This window comes from Bacillus sp. FJAT-42315 (assembly GCF_002797375.1).
In the GTDB taxonomy this organism is placed as follows: domain Bacteria; phylum Bacillota; class Bacilli; order Bacillales; family Domibacillaceae; genus Bacillus_CE.
Genome location: NZ_KZ454941.1, coordinates 1,738,841 through 1,757,851, shown reverse-complemented (window position 1 = coordinate 1,757,851; position 19,011 = coordinate 1,738,841). Strand labels below are relative to the sequence as shown.

At 43.4% G+C, this 19,011-nt stretch carries 20 protein-coding genes; 4 read left to right on the top strand and 16 right to left on the bottom strand.

Annotation, left to right across the window (positions count from 1 at the left end):
- Positions 1–105 precede the first annotated feature (105 nt).
- The 7 genes from CEF22_RS08565 to mntR all read right to left on the bottom strand — a co-directional run bounded on the left by CEF22_RS08565 (position 106) and on the right by mntR (position 7,090).
- Positions 106–540: a BrxA/BrxB family bacilliredoxin gene (locus CEF22_RS08565; RefSeq protein ID WP_100402519.1), complete on the bottom strand. Its 435-nt coding sequence runs from the start codon at positions 538–540 to the stop codon at positions 106–108.
- On the bottom strand, positions 537–1,673 hold the full coding sequence (locus CEF22_RS08560) for a conserved virulence factor C family protein (protein WP_100402518.1): 1,137 nt from the start codon (positions 1,671–1,673) through the stop codon (positions 537–539). Before CEF22_RS08560 ends, CEF22_RS08565 begins: the two co-directional genes overlap by 4 nt.
- A 78-nt stretch (positions 1,674–1,751) precedes the next feature.
- Complete coding sequence (locus CEF22_RS08555; protein WP_100402517.1) at positions 1,752–3,629, bottom strand: ABC-F family ATP-binding cassette domain-containing protein; 1,878 nt, start codon at positions 3,627–3,629, stop codon at positions 1,752–1,754.
- A 40-nt stretch (positions 3,630–3,669) separates the two neighbouring features.
- Positions 3,670–4,161: a hypothetical protein gene (locus CEF22_RS08550; RefSeq protein ID WP_100402516.1), complete on the bottom strand. Its 492-nt coding sequence runs from the start codon at positions 4,159–4,161 to the stop codon at positions 3,670–3,672.
- Between the two features lie 12 nt (positions 4,162–4,173).
- Positions 4,174–5,862, bottom strand: a complete 1,689-nt coding sequence (locus tag CEF22_RS08545) for a formate--tetrahydrofolate ligase (RefSeq protein WP_100402515.1) — start codon at positions 5,860–5,862, stop codon at positions 4,174–4,176.
- Positions 5,863–5,896: 34 nt separating this feature from the next.
- Entirely contained in the window at positions 5,897–6,574 is a 678-nt protein-coding gene (locus CEF22_RS08540) for a class I SAM-dependent methyltransferase (protein ID WP_442857358.1), read from the bottom strand.
- Between the two features lie 99 nt (positions 6,575–6,673).
- Complete coding sequence (gene mntR / locus CEF22_RS08535; RefSeq protein WP_100402513.1) at positions 6,674–7,090, bottom strand: transcriptional regulator MntR; 417 nt, start codon at positions 7,088–7,090, stop codon at positions 6,674–6,676.
- A gap of 269 nt (positions 7,091–7,359) precedes the next feature.
- Between mntR and cspD the strand changes: the two genes are divergently transcribed.
- Positions 7,360–7,560 carry a cold-shock protein CspD gene (gene cspD, locus CEF22_RS08530; RefSeq protein WP_094835484.1) on the top strand — a complete coding sequence of 67 codons (201 nt, stop codon included), beginning with the start codon at positions 7,360–7,362 and terminating at the stop codon, positions 7,558–7,560.
- A 42-nt stretch (positions 7,561–7,602) separates the two neighbouring features.
- On the opposite strand, the gene CEF22_RS08525 is transcribed toward cspD, so the two are convergent.
- Both CEF22_RS08525 and CEF22_RS08520 read right to left on the bottom strand, forming a co-directional pair.
- On the bottom strand, positions 7,603–7,785 hold the full coding sequence (locus tag CEF22_RS08525) for a zinc-finger domain-containing protein (protein WP_095480693.1): 183 nt from the start codon (positions 7,783–7,785) through the stop codon (positions 7,603–7,605).
- A 28-nt stretch (positions 7,786–7,813) separates the two neighbouring features.
- On the bottom strand, positions 7,814–8,470 hold the full coding sequence (locus tag CEF22_RS08520; RefSeq protein ID WP_100402512.1) for a reverse transcriptase-like protein: 657 nt from the start codon (positions 8,468–8,470) through the stop codon (positions 7,814–7,816).
- A gap of 102 nt (positions 8,471–8,572) precedes the next feature.
- On the opposite strand from CEF22_RS08520, the gene CEF22_RS08515 reads away from it, so the two are divergent.
- The 3 genes from CEF22_RS08515 to CEF22_RS08505 all read left to right on the top strand — a co-directional run bounded on the left by CEF22_RS08515 (position 8,573) and on the right by CEF22_RS08505 (position 10,672).
- Positions 8,573–9,244, top strand: coding sequence for a queuosine precursor transporter (locus CEF22_RS08515; protein WP_095480583.1), 672 nt, complete (start codon positions 8,573–8,575; stop codon positions 9,242–9,244).
- A 124-nt stretch (positions 9,245–9,368) separates the two neighbouring features.
- The gene (locus CEF22_RS08510) at positions 9,369–9,770 is read left to right on the top strand and encodes a ribonuclease HI family protein (protein WP_100402511.1); all 402 of its coding nucleotides are present in this window, start codon (positions 9,369–9,371) and stop codon (positions 9,768–9,770) included.
- Positions 9,767–10,672, top strand: coding sequence for a DMT family transporter (locus CEF22_RS08505; protein ID WP_100402510.1), 906 nt, complete (start codon positions 9,767–9,769; stop codon positions 10,670–10,672). Before CEF22_RS08510 ends, CEF22_RS08505 begins: the two co-directional genes overlap by 4 nt.
- Positions 10,673–10,748: 76 nt before the next feature.
- Here the strand turns inward: CEF22_RS08505 and CEF22_RS08500 are convergent, their stop codons facing one another.
- From CEF22_RS08500 to CEF22_RS08470, 7 genes are all read right to left on the bottom strand, one after another.
- Complete coding sequence (locus CEF22_RS08500) at positions 10,749–11,024, bottom strand: DUF6123 family protein (protein WP_100402509.1); 276 nt, start codon at positions 11,022–11,024, stop codon at positions 10,749–10,751.
- A 14-nt stretch (positions 11,025–11,038) separates the two neighbouring features.
- A complete protein-coding gene (locus tag CEF22_RS08495; RefSeq protein ID WP_100402508.1) occupies positions 11,039–11,929 on the bottom strand; it encodes a 5'-3' exonuclease in 891 nt (296 codons plus the stop codon).
- Between the two features lie 82 nt (positions 11,930–12,011).
- Positions 12,012–12,848: a sulfurtransferase gene (locus CEF22_RS08490; protein WP_100402507.1), complete on the bottom strand. Its 837-nt coding sequence runs from the start codon at positions 12,846–12,848 to the stop codon at positions 12,012–12,014.
- The gene (locus tag CEF22_RS08485; protein WP_332849165.1) at positions 12,845–13,075 is read right to left on the bottom strand and encodes a hypothetical protein; all 231 of its coding nucleotides are present in this window, start codon (positions 13,073–13,075) and stop codon (positions 12,845–12,847) included. The genes CEF22_RS08490 and CEF22_RS08485 overlap by 4 nt, the downstream gene beginning before the upstream one ends.
- On the bottom strand, positions 13,056–16,685 hold the full coding sequence (locus CEF22_RS08480) for a dynamin family protein (protein WP_100402506.1): 3,630 nt from the start codon (positions 16,683–16,685) through the stop codon (positions 13,056–13,058). Before CEF22_RS08480 ends, CEF22_RS08485 begins: the two co-directional genes overlap by 20 nt.
- Positions 16,686–17,397: 712 nt before the next feature.
- The gene (locus CEF22_RS08475) at positions 17,398–17,928 is read right to left on the bottom strand and encodes an isoprenylcysteine carboxyl methyltransferase family protein (RefSeq protein ID WP_100402505.1); all 531 of its coding nucleotides are present in this window, start codon (positions 17,926–17,928) and stop codon (positions 17,398–17,400) included.
- Positions 17,928–18,998: a type III polyketide synthase gene (locus CEF22_RS08470; protein ID WP_100402504.1), complete on the bottom strand. Its 1,071-nt coding sequence runs from the start codon at positions 18,996–18,998 to the stop codon at positions 17,928–17,930. Before CEF22_RS08470 ends, CEF22_RS08475 begins: the two co-directional genes overlap by 1 nt.
- Between the last annotated feature and the right edge of the window lie 13 nt (positions 18,999–19,011).

The following is a 19,011-nucleotide window of genomic DNA, read 5'->3' as shown; positions in this document are numbered from 1 at the left end:
TTGATCCCCTACCTAACTTCTTTGCTTTCACTGAATTTTGAGGTAGGGGTCTTACTGCCCGTTAATGCGGGATAAAAAGGATGTCGCTCGCGACATCCTTCTCTCTTATTTACAATATTGCTCAAAAGCCGTCGTTAAATTCGTCATGATCGAACCAATATCTTGTCCTTCAATTTGCTCACGCGGAATGAAGTGTACCACTTCTTTTCCTTTTAATACGGCCATAGAAGGTGACGATGGCTCATATCCATCAAAATACGTGCGCATTTGCGCCGTCGCTTCCTTATCTTGTCCAGCAAATACCGTCACGAAATGATCAGGTGCCGCATCATGCATCGATGCTTGCGTAGCCGCTGGTCGAGCAAGACCGGCCGCACAGCCACAGACAGAATTGACAACGACTAACGTTGTTCCTTCTACCTGTTCCATAAATTCCGTTACTTCCTCGGCTGTTTTCAGCTCTTTAAAGCCTGCATTCGTTAATTCAGCACGCATCGGTAATACCATTTGGCGCATATATTCTTCATAAGCATTTGTCATTTTGTTTCCTCCTCATTCTTAGCTCGGGCTTCGGTCATTTGTTTCCACACCGAGCCTTTCGCTTCCTCGCCACCTTCAATTCGTTCGATGGCCATTTTCACTTGCATTTGCACTTCAAACTCTGGATCATCGACAACCGCTTTTAAAGCAGGTAATGCCGTTTCATCGCCCACCTCGTATAAAAACATCGCCGCTCGCCAACGAACGATTTTGCTTTTATCGTTAAGCGCCTCACACATCGTCGGAATCGCTTCTTTAAATCCTAAATCGGACAAGCAATCACCAGCTGTGCGGCGAACGGTCACTGTGGAATCCTTCAACGCTTGAGTCAATAATGGTAATACTTGAACATCCTCAATCATACCGATATAAACTACCGCGAGTCGACGAATAGCCGGTTTGCTATCTGCTAGTGCCAGCGTTAATACAGGAAGATCTTCAAGCGTCGGATCAGCTAGGCCTTCTAGCCATTCATACCGCTTCCGCCAATCTCCTTCCGCTTGCCACATCGCTTCCGTCAGCTTCACTTGTGGACGTTTCTCAACGAGCTGACCGCTCGCACCGCTTTCTGCTAAAGCAGACAGCCTTTCTTTCGGATAAGCAGCGATCAGCTCCTCCACTGTTTCTTTGCCAGTTTCCTCTAAGTCCCCGTAACGAACGCCGAAATCCTGCCACTTTCTTTGCAATACGTAATTATCGTCGCCGGACTGCGCCTGTTGAAACGCTTGTAAAAACTCATCCGGCAACGCAAAGCGCTTTTCTTCAGTCGCTGACGTTAATTTCAACTGAATCGGAATACCTTTAAACACTTGAATAGCCGCTCGCACTTCACCAAACGCCTCGTCCATCGAAGCATTGGCAGCCTCCGCCCCTGTCGCTTCGCCAAACACTTGGCGAACTTGCGGCAAAATCATTTGCCAATCATATTTCCCGTTTCGCTCTACGGCAAGAAAATCGGCAACATGGTAAATTCCTTTAACGCCTTCGATCTTTAGTAGTGATCGCAGTGGCTCGGATACTTCTTCCGCTTGTGCCGCTTTATAATTATTACTTTTGCCCGCCGGAAGCTCCTCGTCTAACAATACTTTCATTGTATTCGGGCTAGGCGTGGGCTCGATTTTAATAATTTTCAATTTACGTTTCTCCTTTCCTGTTGAGTCGTTGCTGTCATTGTAACATAGAAGAAACGTTCACATCGGAATTGTTGCTCATCACACAAATTCCGATAAATAGCTCCATCGTTCAATTAAATGCTCCAATTCTTCATTTAATGCTTCTAGCTCTTCGCTTAAACGCTGTGCTTTTTCAAAGTCGCTTCCTACTTGATCAAGCTCCTGCTGGGCCTCTGCGATGCGATCTTCCACTTGAGCCATTTTCTCTTCAAGTCCATCCCATTCTCGTTGCTCATTGTAGCTTAATTTTTTCTTCGTTTTTTCTTGTGGCTTTTCTTGAACGACCTTTTTCACTGGAGCAGTTTCTAGCTTCTCACGCGCAGCTTGTTGGTCGAGATAATCACTATACGAGCCATAATACGAGTCGATCACACCATTTCCTTCGAACACAAGTAATTGAGTCGCTGTTTTATCGAGAAAATAGCGGTCATGGGACACGGTAATCACAACTCCTGGAAAGTCCTCTAAATAATCTTCCAAAACCGTTAACGTGGCCGTATCTAAATCATTCGTCGGCTCATCGAGTAACAGCACATTCGGCTGAGACATTAACAATTTCAACAAATAGAGGCGGCGTTTCTCTCCACCAGATAATTTATAAATTGGTGTTCCATGGGCGTGCATTGGAAATAAAAATCGTTCGAGCATTTGAGCGGCGGACAATTGCTCGCCATCCTTTGTCGTCACCACTTCAGCTGACTCTCGAATGTAGGCGATCACCCGCATCTTTTCATCCATATCGGTCCGCTCTTGCGTATAGTAAGCGATTTTCACCGTTTGTCCTGTGATCATTTCCCCTTGATCGAACGGAAGTTTTTCGGCTAATAAATTCATAAACGTGGATTTTCCACTGCCGTTTTTACCGATAATACCAAGCCGATCCCCTGGCTTCACGAGTAAATTAAAGTGTTGTAAAATCACTTTCCCATCAAACGATTTCGACACATCTCTCAGCTCAAATACTTGCTTGCCGAGTCGGCTTCCCTTTACAGCTAAATCGACTTGCTCATTTTTCGGACCTTGGCCAAGTGCACCTTCTAATTGCTCAAAGCGATCAATTCTCGCCTTTTGCTTCGTCGTCCGCGCTTTCGCTCCTCGTCTCATCCATGCGAGCTCGCGGCGATATAAATTCCGACGTTTATCTTCAGCGGCCGCTTGTTGCTCCTCGCGCTCCGCTTTTTGTTCAATATAGCTTTGATAATTACCTTTATACGTGTAAATGTTGCCGCCTTCTAGCTCAAACATCCGATTCGTCACTCGATCAAGAAAATAACGATCATGGGTAACAAGCAACACAGCACCAGCATATTTACTTAAATAATCTTCGAGCCAGCCGATCGTTTCATAATCAAGATGGTTCGTCGGCTCGTCTAAAATTAACAAATCCGGTGTTTCAATTAGCACCTGCGCCAGCGCAACACGCTTTTTCTGTCCACCGGAAAGCTCGCCCATTTTGCGGCTAAAATCATGAATGCCCAGCTTCATTAAAATCGCTTCCGCATTCGTATTCGCTTCCCACGCATCAAGCGCATCCATTCTTTTTTGCAACTCAAACAATTCTTCCGTCACCGCTTGATTATTCGGCTCCTGCTCTAGCTGCCTTAACGTTTGCTCATATTTTTTTAATAATTGAATGACCGGTGCCTCACTTAAAAATAGCTGATCCATCACAGACAACTCTGGGTCCATTTCCGGCTCTTGGGCTAAATAAGCAATCGAATAATCATTCGGCGCAATCATCTCTCCGCTATCAGGCAAATCTTTCCCAGCGACAATTTTCAACAGGCTCGATTTTCCTGTTCCATTAACACCGATTAACCCGATGCGCTCTTTTTCACTAATTGAAAACGTTAGGTTCTTAAATAACTCTTTTTCCCCGTACGTTTTGGTCATTTCATTTACTGTTAACACTCTCATTCGTCGTTACCACTCCCGCGTTCCTCTATATGTCGCCCATCTATTTATTCATCGCTTGTAGCGTATCCACGATAAAGCCGACTAGATCGGTCATTTCTTCGATCATATCTTCTGTGATCGTTCGCTGAAAGTCAAGCCGCCATTCATTCATACGTTCTTGTCGATCCGATTCAATGTTTCTTCGTTCCACGAGACGTCCTTCGCCCCAAAGCCGATCAAGTATATCCATCATTTCTTCTGTGAAGTGAGGTGCCTTACCCGAATAAATGACTTCGAGTAAGACACCTGGTTCAGCCTTAGGTAGCTGCATGAGTTCACCTGCTAATTGATGGATCGTCGACCGAATGCTGATCGCGACTTTCCTGTCCGTTTGCTCCACAAGAGAAAAAACGATCGAGGACTCCCGCTGCATACTCGCTAAATCAACTAAATCTTTGCGATCATGGATATGCAGAAGTCCGGCTAAATCACGATCATACACTTCGGCTTGGACGATAAATTTAATGTTGTCAAAAGCCGTTGGATCAAACAAGCCGATTCCTCCTTAAAATAACCCCTGCGCTCTTCCTTGCGCATCGACATCCATCGCAATCGCAGCTGGCTTCTTCGGCAATCCTGGCATCGTCATGACATCACCTGTTAGAGCAACGATAAAACCAGCGCCAATTTTCGGGATCAGCTCACGGATATGGATCGTAAAGTCTTGTGGTCTTCCCATTTTTGTCGGGTCATCACTTAAAGAATATTGCGTTTTCGCCATACAAACAGGTAAATTGCTCCACCCATGCTCGGCAAATTCTTTTAATTGCTTGCGTGCCTTCGCAGAAAACTCCACACTCTTGCCACCGTACACTTGCTGTACAATCACATTCATTTTTTCTTCTAATGATTGATTCAGCTCATATAACGGCTGAAAACGAGAAGGAGATTGTTGAATCGTTTGCACGACTTTTTGCGCCAAATCAGCGCCGCCTTTTCCACCTTTTTCCCATACTTCTGTTAAGGAGACCTCGACACCTTCTTGCTGGCACCATTGTTCAAGCAATTCGATCTCTGCTTTCGTATCGGTCACAAAACGATTGATGGCCACGACAGCTGGTACCCCAAAGGATTGAACCGTCTCTATATGTTTCTTTAAATTTTTCAATCCTTCGCGCAATGCCTCGACATTCTCTTGTTTTAAATCGGCTTTAGCTTGGCCACCGTGCATTTTCAGCGCGCGGATCGTCGCCACAATCACAACCGCATCCGGATCGATTTGAGCCATTCTCGTTTTAATATTGAGGAACTTCTCCGCACCAAGATCGGCGCCAAAGCCTGCTTCGGTCACGACATAATCAGCTAGCTTTCTCGCCGTTTTCGTTGCAATAATACTATTACAGCCGTGGGCGATATTCGCAAATGGACCACCGTGAACAAGCACCGGTGTATGCTCAATCGTTTGCACTAAATTCGGCTTTAACGCATCCTTTAACAGCAAAGTAAGTGCACCTTCTACCCCAAGATCCCCACAAGTCACTGGTTGCTTGTCATAATTGTACGCGACAATCATGCGAGAAAGACGGCTTTTTAAATCAGCTAAGCTGTCAGCTAAACAAAGGACCGCCATAATTTCAGAAGCAACCGTAATATCAAAGCCATCCTCGCGTGGTACCCCTTGTACAGGTCCACCAAGTCCGACAATCACTTGGCGAAGGGCCCGATCATTTAAATCAAGCGCTCGCTTCCAAACGATTCGACGCGGATCGATGTTCAGTTCATTGCCTTGATGGATATGATTATCTAAAAAAGCAGCGAGGGCATTATTCGCTGTCGTAATCGCATGAATATCGCCAGTGAAATGCAAGTTAATGTCTTCCATCGGGAGCACTTGGGCATAGCCGCCTCCAGTGGCACCGCCCTTGATCCCCATCGTTGGTCCAAGTGATGGTTCACGTAAAGCCGCCATTGCCTTGACACCAATTTGATTAAAAGCATCCGCTAACCCGACAGCGACCGTCGACTTTCCTTCCCCTGCTGGTGTCGGGTTAATGGCCGTCACAAGTACGACTTTTCCATCTTGCTTTGTTGCTAATGTTGCTAGCGTTTCATACGTGAGCTTCGCTTTGCTTTTGCCATAAAGCTCAAGGTTTTCTTCTGTTAACCCAACCTTTGCAGCAATCTCTACAATCGGCTTAACGATCGATTCTTGGGCAATTTCAATATCACTCTTCACAGCTGTATGTATACTCATAGTAGGTTCCTCCGCTCTTTCCAACATTAAAGAATTATTGTTTTTCTAGCATAAAGACCGTCATAAACGTTAATGCTTGCTTTAATTCATTCGGCAGTGAAGTGACATGTTCATCACACACTCCATCTTTATATACATGATACTCATCCACTATGGCAAAACCCTTCCAGGCAGCAAGTTTACTAAACTCCCACGGCATCATCGTATTCATCACGACTTCTTTTCCTATTAAACGTGGATAGCTATTCGCTCTTGGGCCTGCCGTCGGACCTAAAATCGCTGCACATATTTTCCCCTTAGGTGCCAACACTCGCGCTACTTCCGTCAGCACTTCTGCTGGGGACTCTGTCCATTCAAGCGAATTAATCGCCACAACCGCTTGGATGGATTCATCTTTAAATGGTAACTGTGTAAGATTCCCTTGATGAAAGGTTAATCCCTCTTTTTTAAGTCCTTTCGCTAGCTCCACCATTTTATCAGATAAATCGACTCCGATGACTTCATACCCCTTTTCATGAAGCTTAAAGCTCCCGTATCCGTCACCACAGCCTAAATCAGCCACAATCGCTGGTTGCTTCACATAAGTAGCTAAAAAAGAAACGAGATCCTTTCGACTTCCCGTCTCCCACATCTCCTTACTTTTAGCATGCCAACCATCTGCATTCTCATTCCATTGCTCTTGCGCTTGAACAATCCACTTCATCTTCTCCACCCCATCCCTGTTTTCTATTTAATTGTAAGGGACTAGGACTAGCTGGGGCAACAAAAAAAGCCGCCCCTCACACAGAACGGTTTCTTTTAAAAAACGGTGTTATTCTTCTTTTTTCTGAACAGCTTGTAAATCAGTCCGGCGCGTCGGATCTTGGTTAAAGTACTCGATTAAATCAGCAATTCGATCAATCGAGTTCCAGCTTAAATGATGTTCAATGCCCTCAACGTCTTCGTAAATCATTTCTTCATTCACCCCGATGATTCGCAAGAACTCTTCTAACAAATCATGACGCTCGACAAGGCGCTTCCCCATCTTTTTTCCTTTCTCGGTCAAAATCAACCCTCTATATCTTTCATATATTAAATATTCATCCCGATCTAGCTTTTGCACCATTTTCGTCACAGATGACGGATGAACCGAAAGCGCCTCGGCAATATCAGAAACACGGGCATAACCCTTTTTATCTATTAATAAAAATATTTGTTCTATGTAATCTTCCATACTAGGTGTAGGCATAAGTGAACCTCCTGATTTTTGCTCATTCTCTAAAGTTTACTATAATTACTATCGAAGTACAAGGCGGAGGACAAGCCCTACTTTTGTAGAAATATCAGTTTATTTGGCGAAAGAATTTTGACTTTTCGCTCCTTTCTGATCTTGACTAATATATGGAGTTATTGGTATATTAGAGACATTACGAACAGTCGATCTGGGCGTGATGAATAATTTGATTTGAGCACATCATAGATATAATGTGTTTCGAAGATTTAGGAGGATTCATTATTATGCAAAACGGTAAAGTAAAATGGTTCAACAACGAAAAAGGCTTTGGATTCATCGAAGTTGAAGGTGGAGACGATGTATTCGTACACTTCACAGCAATCGAAGGCGACGGTTACAAATCTTTAGAAGAAGGTCAAGAAGTTTCATTCGAAATCGTTGAAGGAAACCGCGGACCTCAAGCTGCTAACGTTAACAAGCTATAATTCTATCAACATGTAACAAAGCCGGCATCTTTTGCCGGCTTTTTATGCGTTTGATAGCTGTTCGCCGTATTTTTTCAAACGTTCCCCCACAGTACATTTCGTAATGCAAAATTTATGAGCATACGCTTTTCCGTGCTCTTTTCTAAAGGTTGCTTTAATTAAACAACCTTCACAGTAAGTTTGTAGCACTCCCTCTACTTCGGCAAATAGCTGCTTTCGATCCAAATCTGTCACACCCTTCTTCCTACCACATTTATTCATCCATTAACGCATGACTGTTCACAAATACTTCCTGCAACGCTTGATTCGCTAATTTATCCGCTTCTTTATTTTTCCTGCGATCAAGTGGTTTGTAAACCGGCTCAATGCCTAAATCATTCATTTTCTGTTCGATTCGATCGAGCCATTGATTGAAACTATCCTCAAAGCATGGCCATTCTCCTGACAGCTGCTTCAACACGACTTGAGAGTCTCCATGAAAGACCACTGGTACATGATGAACACCCAATTCCTCAAGAGCAATAATCGCTTGAAATAAAGCGGCGTATTCCGCTTCATTATTCGATTCAAGTTGCATAAGGCGTTCATTTCTTCTCAGCCGCCAATGTTGTCCATTTTTCTTATAATAAATCACGACACCAGTACCAGCTATTTGAGTATGACGGTCGTATCCTCCATCGAAATATACTTCGACTTCTCCTGGCTCCTCGTCCAGCTGTTGATCGAGCTTCTTAAATTCTTTCACTGTCCATTCATTCAACAATTCATCAACCACAACAACAGACTTCATGCGACCTCCTTTTTGCAAGTCTTCAATAATCGGCAACACCTGCTCTTTTATGAGCCAATCGGATTCAAACTCCGCTTTTCTCCCTTTATATTCATATTGCCATCTGATCTTCATTTTCATTCGAATCCCTTCTTTCTCTTGACCAATTGACTGGTTTTTGTATAATGTACGTTGGGCAAATTCATCTGATGACTTGCTTGACAACTTAGGAGGATCTTTTTTATGTTCAATGAATGGTTTGGCTTTTTGTTTGTACTTATTAACTTTACTATATTTTTGGCGATGTATCGACTATTTGGACGGACAGGATTATTTGTGTGGGTCGGGATTTCCACGATTTTAGCAAATTTGCAAGTCGTCAAGACGATTGAAATATTCGGACTGACCGCGACACTAGGCAACACAATGTACGGAACCGCTTTTTTAGCGACGGACTTGTTAAATGAACGATATGGAAAAAAAGAAGCGAAAAAAGCAGTGTGGCTCGGCTTTTTCACGTTGCTGCTAATGACAGTGCTCATGCAGCTCGTATTGCTGTTTGAACCGGGACCAACCGATTTCGCTCAGAAACCGATGGAAGAATTATTTGGCTTATTGCCTCGAATTGCAGCCGGAAGCTTAGCTGCTTACATGGTTAGTCAATTCGCCGATGTCTATATCTTCTCCTTTTTACAGAAAAAATTTCCGAAAGACTCACAATTTTGGATTCGAAACAACGGAAGCACGATGATCAGTCAACTACTTGACACACTCGTCTTTACGAGCATCGCTTTTCTTGGTGTATTTCCGATGGACGTCTGGTGGCAAATTTTCCTTTCCACCTACGCTCTCAAATGGATTGTCGCTGTGATGGACACGCCGTTTGGCTATATCGCAAAACGCTTTCCGAAATAATGAAAAGAAGCGGCCTGCCCTGGCATATTTGGGGTCAGGCCGTTTTTGCTTTCTCATTTTTGTTATTGCCAATCGTTGTATTATTCAGTAAAATTTAATTTTATGAGAGAAAGGAGGAAATGGCTTGGTAGAATTATATACAGACGGTGCCAGTACAGGTGACCCTGGGTGGGCTGGTGCTGGCATTTTTATCAAACGAGATGGGAAAGTAGACAGACATAAAATTCCACTTGGCTGGTGCGATACGCATGAGGCGGAGTTTTTAGCGGTGTTAAAGGCACTTGAGCTCGTTCAAGCGCATCAATCGGAATTGATCTCACTTCGAAGTGACTCTCAAACCGTTGTTCACGCAATCGAGAAGGAATATATACATAAAGAAAAATATAAACCGTTATTACAGCAAATTTTAGAGCTGGCCAAGGATTATCCGTTGTTTTTTGTCAAATGGATTCCTCGGAAAGAAAACCGGGCGGACGGATTAGCCCGTGAAGCAATTCGAATGAATGATCGGGAGGGAAAACAATGAAAGGGCTCGCTGATGTCTCCTTATTATTAGTGGCGCTCATTTGGGGAGTCACATTTGTGATTGTACAAAACGCCATCGAATTTTTGCCTCCGCTATTATTTAACGGCGTGCGCTTTTTTCTTGCTTTTTTAATTTTATTAACGGTTCTTCTATTCCATAAAAAACTTCGAGAATTGAATAGGACGACGTGGAGAAACGGACTCATTCTCGGCCTTTGTTTAGCGGTTGGCTATGCCTTCCAAACGATCGGCTTATCATACACAACCGTATCAAAAACAGGCTTTATTACTGGCCTGAGTGTTGTACTTGTGCCGATTTTATCACTATTTATTTTAAAAAAGCGACCAACACCGATTGCAATGATCGGATCATTCATAGCCGCAACCGGCCTTTATTTACTGACAGCCGGCGGTGAAGGTGGCTGGAACGTCGGCGATTTCTTTGTATTGATTGGGGCGTTTGGCTTTGCCTTCCACATTATTTTCACCGATGCTTTTACCCATCAATCATCGGCCGTCGCCTTAACGAGCGTGCAAATTTTAACTGTCTCCATTCTTTGCAGCTTAGGCGGCTTCTTCATGGAAGATTGGCAAACAACGTTAACAGCGGCGAATTTGCTACAAACTAGCGTGTGGAGCGCCTTACTAATTACCGCCTTTGCGGCGACTGCACTAGCCTTTTTCATCCAAACGTCTGCCCAAAAATTCACGACACCAACGCGAGTCGCTTTGCTATTAGCAATGGAACCCGTTTTCGCGGCCATCGCTGCTTTCTTCTGGCTGGACGAACGACTAGCCGCCGCTGGGTTAACAGGTTGTCTGCTCATTTTCTTTGGAATGATTTTAGCGGAAATACCGGTGCATAAATTTTGGCTGGGTCATGCGATGCAGAAGGAAAAATGATTTGTTTTCAGCTTTTAAAAATTGTTTTTTAATAAAGACATTTCCCAAAAATAAGGGTCAAGCAAATTGCTCGACCCTACTTCATTAGCCCTCGTTCTTTCGCAAACTCCATCGCCATGTTCCGAGAAGTAATGTTTTTCTCCTTCAACCGCTCTAACAACGATAGATAGAAACTGCCATCAAAAGTTTTTTGGGCCTTCAATGTGATTTCAATTGCGGCCGTTACTAAGTGGTCAGAAGCATCCGTAGACCTCTGTCCAAAATAGATGAAAGCGATTTGATCATCTGAAAATTTAAAGCCCTTGTCCTCTAGTCGTAGTAAATAACTCGCTACAGATGAACGGTGTTTCATCGTCATGTTCACCTTTAAGCCCACGGGTTGCTAGAAGCAATCTCTGCCAAATGACGGCGAAGGACTTTTAATTCTAGCTGTTCCACTACTTCTTCCGCTTCTGTAGAAATGCCTGTCCAATTTGCTTCTTGAACGTTCCACTCTAGTGGCACTTCACAATTAATTTGAGCGAGCTTGTGAGAAAGATAGAGCATATCCACATCATCCGTCATCTTCTTCCGTTGCGAAGGTGTCAGTTTGTCGATATTATTCATGATCTCTTCCACCGAACCAAATTCTTTTACTAGCTTAAAGGCGGTTTTTTCACCGATGCCTTTCACTCCTGGATAGCCGTCACTCGTATCGCCCATTAATGCCTTCACATCGATAAATTGCTGAGGGGTGATGCCGTATAGTTCAGAAAAACTAGCGACTGTATGCGTTAAATAATTGCCGTAGCCTTTTTGCAGTAGCATCACATCAATTTGGTCATCTAATAATTGCAGTAAATCCTTATCTCCGCTCAAAATCGTCACTTTTCGCTCTTCTTGTTTCGCAATCGTTCCAATGCAATCGTCCGCTTCATAGCCAACAATGCCGATATTCGGAAGTAAAAAAGAACTCGCAACTTCTTTCGCCAAATCAAATTGCGGAATTAACTCCTCAGGTGGAGCGGATCGATTCGCTTTGTACCCTGAATATAGCTCATTTCTAAACGTTTGACTGCCCATATCCCAACACACGGCCACATGAGTCGGACGTGTGTAATCGACCGCCAGCAATAAATGCTTCATAAATCCTTGGACGCCGTTTGTCGGCACTCCCTTTGAATTGTACATAAATTGACCGCTCACCGCTGTCGCGTAAAAAGCACGAAATAATAAAGCCATTCCATCGATAAGCAAAATATGCTCTTGTTTGTTCATGTTGTCACCTCAACTGCTATTCTATCATATTCGCAAAAAAACGCTTTAGAAAAATCATTTTCCAAAGCGTTTCATTATTGTATTAATGTTTATCCGTTTTTTCAATAGGTAAATCCTCGTACGAAGACCAGTCGCTATAGCTTCCAGCGTATAATTTCACATGACGAAAGCCTGCTTCTTTTAAAGCGATAATATTCGGTGTCGCCGATACGCCAGAGCCGCAGTATACAATAATTAGCTGATCCGTATCTAGCTCACGAAAACGTTCGATTTGCTGCTCCTGACCTTTCCAGCTTGTCCCTTCTAACCCTTCTTGAAAGAAATAATTGACTGCGGTCGGAATATGACCAGGTACGCGATCCAGCGGTTCTATTTCGCCGTTATAACGTTCAGGAGCACGCGAATCGATCAGCACCGACGTTCCAGTAGCCACCGCTTCCTTCACCTCTTCGATGGAAACGAGCCAATCGTTTTGAATATTTACCGGGAAATAACTAGGCGTCGCTGTTGGAAGCTCTTTTGTCACTGGAAGCTGACGGTTCGTCCATTCCTGAAAGCCACCATTAAGCACATACACTTGCGAATGACCAAGGTAAGACAACAACCACCAACATCTGCCGGCAAACATCGCTTCCCCTTGATCATACACCACGACAGTCGTCTCTTCGGTAATTCCGAAAGACTCAAACACCTTTTGAGCATCTTCTACGTTCGGCAGTGGATGTCTGCCACCATGCTGTTGCTTTTCTCCCGATAGATGGCGATCTAAATGAGCGTAAAAAGCGCCTGGAATATGCCCTTCCATATACGCTTTTTCTCCCGCCTCAGCATCCGCTAAACTAAAACGGCAGTCGATTACACAAACATTCGGATCGTCTAAACGCTCGACTAGCCAGTCAATCGATTGAACAAAATTCATGCCTCTTCCTCCTTATCTTCCGCTTCCTTCAGCCTCTTTTCCATCAGCTTTTTCACTTGTTCCTTAGGGTCCCAACAATCGAATGTATAGCCGGGCTTTGTAGCAAACCCAAGCCGGCTACACATATAATTCATTCCTGATCCCCCTTTGATCGCGCGGAAATGACGACAAGTCGCACATGTATGAAAATGGCGAACGATCTCCTGTTTACGCTCGTTGAAGTTCAACTAAAACGCGCTCCCATTCGTCGATATTTTCCGCATGGTCAAGCACATCGAGCCAAGCAGTAAATTGCTCTTTCGCATCGGACTCAACCGTTGTTTTCATTAACGTTATGCCCGCATCAAGCTCATGATAAGCCCATGTCCATAATTTTTCTTTTTCTGTTTCTAAATACACATCAGCAAGCGTTGACAGCTTCTCTTCTAACTGCTCTTGCATCTGTTGCTTTTCATTTTTTTCAAAGAACGATTTTGCATTTTTAAACAAAGACAGCGCTTGGTTAAACGTCGACAATGGTTCATTCGTAAACGCCGTTGGAAACTCTGGCGTTTCTTGCGATGACCACTCTAATGGCGTAAATGACAACTGTGGCTGAATCGTTTGATAATGCAGCTGCAAGTTCGCATATTTTTCAGTTAAAAGCTCGTGTACATGATTCTCTGTTCGTAAGCTTGTTGCCCGCATTTCTTGAGCCAAGTCATATCCGACCGCTTCAAGAAGCTCTTTTAACGCGTCGTTTAATGCCGCTTTTATTTGATTGCTGGTGAGTGTCGCTGGGTTAAACGACTCTTTAAAGAAATCGGAAAAACGGTAAAATACACGCTGTTTTAAATAGTAAACGAGCTCATTGATTTCTTGTGACAATCTCTTTTCTAATAGTTGAGACGTTTCATTTGTTAAATGAGTAGCTACTTGTTGTTGTTGATCGTTCAATTGTTGTTGCTTTTGCTCGCGGTTGTCGCGATTTTCTTTCGCTGTCGCAATCAGTTGACGCAATCTCTCTACTCCACGCTCCCACTCAGCCTCTGCCGATTGCACCGCCATATGTGCTAAATCGCCATCGAGGAACTGATGAAACGCTTGTTTAAACGGCACAATATTAGAGTTTGGATGATCCGTCTCTCCACGCTCAATTTCTTGAATCGCCTGCAAGCTGGAAACGCCAAATAATCTCGGGAAGCGAATACCGTATTGCAACAACTGCTCCGTTACGTAGTTTTTCACTTCTTGTACTTCTTCTTCATCTTTCGCTAAGTCAATCGCATTAACGATAAAGAACATTTTATCCAGTTCAAAGGCATCCTTTACACGGCCAAGCTGAATTAAAAATTCACGATCCGCTTTTGAAAAGGCGTGGTTATAATATGTCACAAACAGAATCGCATCAGAATTTTTAATGTACTCAAACGCAACGCCTGTATGACGCGCATTAATCGAATCGGCCCCCGGTGTATCAACAAGCGTGACCCCTTGTCGTGTAAAATCACAATCATAATACAAGTCAATCGATTCAACGAAACAGCTTTGTTTCTCATTTGCCACAAAGCCTTGGAACGCTTGTAAGTCGACTAATAACGTCGTACCGAGCTGCTCCTTGTATTCATTAAATCCGTCATGGAACGCTTTCAAAAAGGATAAATGAATCTTTTCACGACCTTCTCCTTCATTTGCTATTAACAATTCTGGAATCACTTGATTCGCTTCAACTAAAGATGTAACCGATCGATCAAATAATTGTAGAGAATGCTGAATATCTAATAATAAATCTTGTTCTGTCTTTAAATGAACGGCCGCTGTTCGGTGCGGATGCTGTTCATCAGGCGGATGAATGCGGTTCACCGCTGCCGTTGTTGGGTTCGGCGAAACCGGAAGCACCTTTTCACCGAGCATCGCATTCGCGAATGATGATTTCCCGGCACTAAACGCCCCGAATAGTGCAATCGTATATTTACGCTGCTCTAAACGATCCGCTTTTTGACGAAGTCCATCGATAAAGCGTTGGAATCCAGGAATACCATCAAGCTGACGGTTCATGTTTTTCAGCTTCGACACGGTGTCGTTGACGGCCACTGTTGCTCCGCTAGATACAACTGTTTCCTCTTTTTGTTCCACTTTTTCGACAGTTGTTGCGGCTTCTTCTTCCCACTCTCCGCTAAAAATGTCCACTTGTTTCTGTTCTTTTTTCCACTCTTGCACAAACTGATCGAAGCTCTCAGGTACATCGGAGAACGAACGAATCATAAGCTCGTGCAAGCCGCTTCGATGCTCTTCCATCGTCGTATCTAAGTCCGTTAACTGCTGGATCGCCGTTAATTTTTGGTGCCAAGCTTGCCATTTCTCTTTCAGACCCGCTTGCTCAGAGGCAAACTGAACCGCCATTTCCTGTGATGCACGCGTCTTTAACTCATCTGTCGCCATCCGAGCTTTTTTCTTTAGTTGGTTAGCGACGTCGTCACAATAATTAAGAACGTAATCACCTGTCACTTGCGCCCCTGCTTTAATCGTATCCTTCAATAACGATGCATCAAAAGGAATCGATAACTCCTCGGCTTCTAGCTGCAACGAATCACTGATCAGTCCGCTTGATTTTAACCAAGAAGCGAATAATTGACGAAGATGCCACTCAAGCTGGGCTTCTGTTTTCTCCTTCAAATCCACCATCAATACATCCAGTCGGCGCTGTCTTTCTTCTTCTGTTTTCTTTTTGCTAAAGAATAGACCGACTTTAAATTCCGGCTGCATCGCTTCTAAAAAGTCCTTCGCTAATTGACGCGTAGAAGCAGGCATTAAATAAGCATTTTGCAGCACTTTTTCGCGGCCTTCCTCGACGGATTTCACTAAAGCGTTTGCATCACGCTTATCGAGTTCTGCCTTTGTTTTTTGTTCATTGGCGATGATTTCTTCCGCCATCCACCCTTCACCAAGAACTTCCTGTAGCTGTTCTCTTACTTCTTCTTGCCCATCTTGTAGCCATTGTAGGTGCTCACTGACAAGAAGACTCATCATCGTTTCCGCCGAACGGAGCGTTAATTGTTCCCGATTGGCCATGCTTTGATGAATCAGCTCTTTCACTTCGGCGAAATCATTATAAGGAAGATCCGGCTCTCTCAAGCTCGTGAAATAAAACTTTTCTGGATGCACATTCCAAGAGGCAAACGAGTCGTAGACCGATTGTTTAAAGGCATCAAAGGACAGCTCCTCGTCACGATGCTTATCAATTTGGTTAATGATCAAGTTCAACTTCACACCGTGAGAAAGCAAATCTTTCGTATAAATGAAGTTTAATTCCGATTGCACATGGTTGTAATCCATAACATAAAACACCATATCGGCTAAATGTAGCGCCGATTCAGTGGAAATTCGATGGGCATCGTCTGTGGAATCGACCCCAGGTGTGTCCATCACCGTCACTTCTGGCGGCAAACTAGATTCGCTATGACCAATTTCAATCGCTTCTACTTCTTCCCCGTTTTTACAATATTCTTTCACCTTTTCAAAGCGGTATGGTGCCTGAAAAAGGAGCGGCTGGCGATCTTTATAGTACACCTTCGCAAAGTCCTCAGGGGCTTTATGAATTTTTACTAAGTTGGCACTCGTCGGAATTGGACTGGATGGCAACAGCTTTTCACCTGTCAACTCATTAATCATCGTCGACTTCCCTGCCGAAAAATGTCCGCAAAACGCCACAATAAATTCTTCGTCATGCAACTTCCTTAAAAACAATTTGGCCTTTCTCGCCCGTTCTTCATCCCCGTATTGCTCAAATAAATCATGAAGCCAGGCCGTTCTAGCAATCGTTTCTGATAATGTTTGCTGCTGTGTTTCTAATGGCATCTTCACATAACTCCTTAATATACACTTTCCTTACATTAGGAAGCGGATTCTTTTTTTCTATTGTATCTGATTTCCGCTTTATTGCCCATCATAAAAAAGAAAAAAGAAGGCTTTGTATCAGCCTTCTTCCTAAATTATGCTTGCGCTTTATTTACGTGATCGACCACATATTTCATAACTCCACCGTACACTACAACTGTCGCTCCAACAAACATCCATACCATGATCTTCACCCCGTCCTTTTTATTCAGTCCATATATGTTTATCGTTTCATTGATAATAATATTCATCTTCACTTATACTTTATCATGAGCGATAATGATTTTCAATAACATTCACCATTTTTCTCATTTGCTTTTCTTTTCTACGTTAGCAAGTGGACAATCTTTGCATTTTCCGCAACCTGTTTTTTTGCACATCTTTCATTCCTCCGATTTTTTTGTAATGGGTAAGGGAAACGAAAAGAGCCAGTGATACCCACTCCAAATAAGGAAGGTATCACTGGCTCGATCTGCGCACAGGTCTCTTTTTCTAGAGATTTTAGCAGATTTGACAGTTTCGGTTTATCTCTAGCAGCATGCCTTTTTCACTTGATCAAAAAGAGGTAATCTTTAAGGAAGTGACTTTGCATGTCCGCTTCGTATCTTATTGATATTGAATATTATTATAACCCTCTCGCAATTTTCTGTCAATTGGTTTTGTTAAAATAATATCATCTTTTCGCAAAGGCCTCTTCATAATTTGTTAACTGTTCTAATGCCTTCTCTTCCTCATTCAACCGAATCATTAAAATAAGCTGATTCAAAAAGAAATAAATCATCAATGTCCAATATGCTTGAAACATCAGTGGAATGACAATTAGTTCAGTTGTCACAACGAAATAATTAGGATGTTTTAACAAGCGGAATGGACCTTTAACAACGACTTTCTCACCTTTTAACACAATAATTTTCGTATTCCAATAGCGACCGAGTGTGCGAATCGTCCATACCCGCATCCACTGTAAGCCCAAAAAGAGAACAAGTAGTAAAGGCCATAACGGATGAATCGTGGGCTGTTTTATACTCACCTCGACCATTAACGCAACAAAAAACGTGATATGCATCAACACCATAAACGGATAATGCCCTTGCCCGAATTCCTCCGCTCCCTTTGCCTTCATCCACTTTTCATTCCGTTTCGCATAAAGAAGCTCCACTAGCCTTTGCGCTGCCACCAATATAATAAACGCATAAAAGAACACTACTCCCACCTCATTAACAACATTTCTGAACTAAACCCCGGCCCAAGAGCCAGCATCAAACCTAAATCATTTGTATGTATATCTTTTTGTACATATTGCTCCAGCACAAACAGCACCGTAGCGGATGACATATTGCCATATTGGCTTAACACGCTTCTTGATACGTTCAGTTGATCTGGCGCTAGCCGTAAACTCTGTTCATACGCTTCCAATACTTTTTTACCGCCCGGATGAGCAACGATATGACCGATTTCTTCTATTTTTGTTTGTTGGCTCGCTAAAAACTCTGTCACTTGCGGCTCCAACCACTGGTGGACAATCGCAGGAATATCTTTTGAAAAAATCACATAAAATCCATTGTCCTTGATGTCCCACCCCATCACTTCTTCGGAATCTTCCATCAGAACGGTTTCGGTTTGTTGAATCACCGGGAGCAGGCGTGATCCGTTTTTAAACAACGAACTTTCCTTACCAGCGACAAGCACACAAGCCGCTCCATCGGCAAATAAAGACGTGCCGATTAAATTACTTTTTGATAAGTCGTCCACTTGAAACGTAAGACTGCATAACTCCACCGCCACCACTAACACATTCGCTGTCGGATGAGCTAAACAATAATCATGCGCTCGGGCCAACCCCGATGCTCCTCCGCCACAGCCCAATCCCCAAATGGGTAGCCTTGTCACCTTTTTTGAAAAAGGAAGACGGTTAATCCATCGTGCTTCTAAGCTAGGCGCAGCAAGACCAGTCGTACAAACAGTAATCATCGCATCCACATCTTCATATCGTGCCCCTGCTCGATCTAAGCATCCCTTGATCGCCTCTTCTCCAAGCGCCACCGCCGCCTCTAAAAACAACTCGTTTTTCTCTTCAAAGCTATGCTTCTTTTGATACCACTCGAGCGGTTTCGCCAAATATCTCGTATCGATGCCCCCATTATCAAACACCGACAACAACCGCTCAATTTTCGGATAGGTAGGCTGAAATAATTGATAAATCATCTCCTTCGCCTCTTGCTGATGAACCACATGACGAGGTAACGCCGTTTGAACCGCAATAATTTTTGACATAGGCAACTCTCCA

Coding starts and splice junctions, on each gene's coding strand:
- cspD (WP_094835484.1), top strand. CDS start 7,360: ATGCAAAACGGTAAAGTAAAATGGTTCAACAACGAAAAAGGCTTTGGA.
- CEF22_RS08495 (WP_100402508.1), bottom strand. CDS start 11,929: ATGAACAAACAAGAGCATATTTTGCTTATCGATGGAATGGCTTTATTA.
- CEF22_RS08505 (WP_100402510.1), top strand. CDS start 9,767: ATGAAAGGGCTCGCTGATGTCTCCTTATTATTAGTGGCGCTCATTTGG.
- CEF22_RS08470 (WP_100402504.1), bottom strand. CDS start 18,998: ATGTCAAAAATTATTGCGGTTCAAACGGCGTTACCTCGTCATGTGGTT.
- CEF22_RS08520 (WP_100402512.1), bottom strand. CDS start 8,470: ATGAAAATGAAGATCAGATGGCAATATGAATATAAAGGGAGAAAAGCG.
- CEF22_RS08545 (WP_100402515.1), bottom strand. CDS start 5,862: ATGAGTATACATACAGCTGTGAAGAGTGATATTGAAATTGCCCAAGAA.
- CEF22_RS08490 (WP_100402507.1), bottom strand. CDS start 12,848: ATGAATTTTGTTCAATCGATTGACTGGCTAGTCGAGCGTTTAGACGAT.
- CEF22_RS08500 (WP_100402509.1), bottom strand. CDS start 11,024: ATGAAACACCGTTCATCTGTAGCGAGTTATTTACTACGACTAGAGGAC.
- CEF22_RS08555 (WP_100402517.1), bottom strand. CDS start 3,629: ATGAGAGTGTTAACAGTAAATGAAATGACCAAAACGTACGGGGAAAAA.
- mntR (WP_100402513.1), bottom strand. CDS start 7,090: ATGCCTACACCTAGTATGGAAGATTACATAGAACAAATATTTTTATTA.
- CEF22_RS08565 (WP_100402519.1), bottom strand. CDS start 540: ATGACAAATGCTTATGAAGAATATATGCGCCAAATGGTATTACCGATG.
- CEF22_RS08480 (WP_100402506.1), bottom strand. CDS start 16,685: ATGCCATTAGAAACACAGCAGCAAACATTATCAGAAACGATTGCTAGA.
- CEF22_RS08515 (WP_095480583.1), top strand. CDS start 8,573: ATGTTCAATGAATGGTTTGGCTTTTTGTTTGTACTTATTAACTTTACT.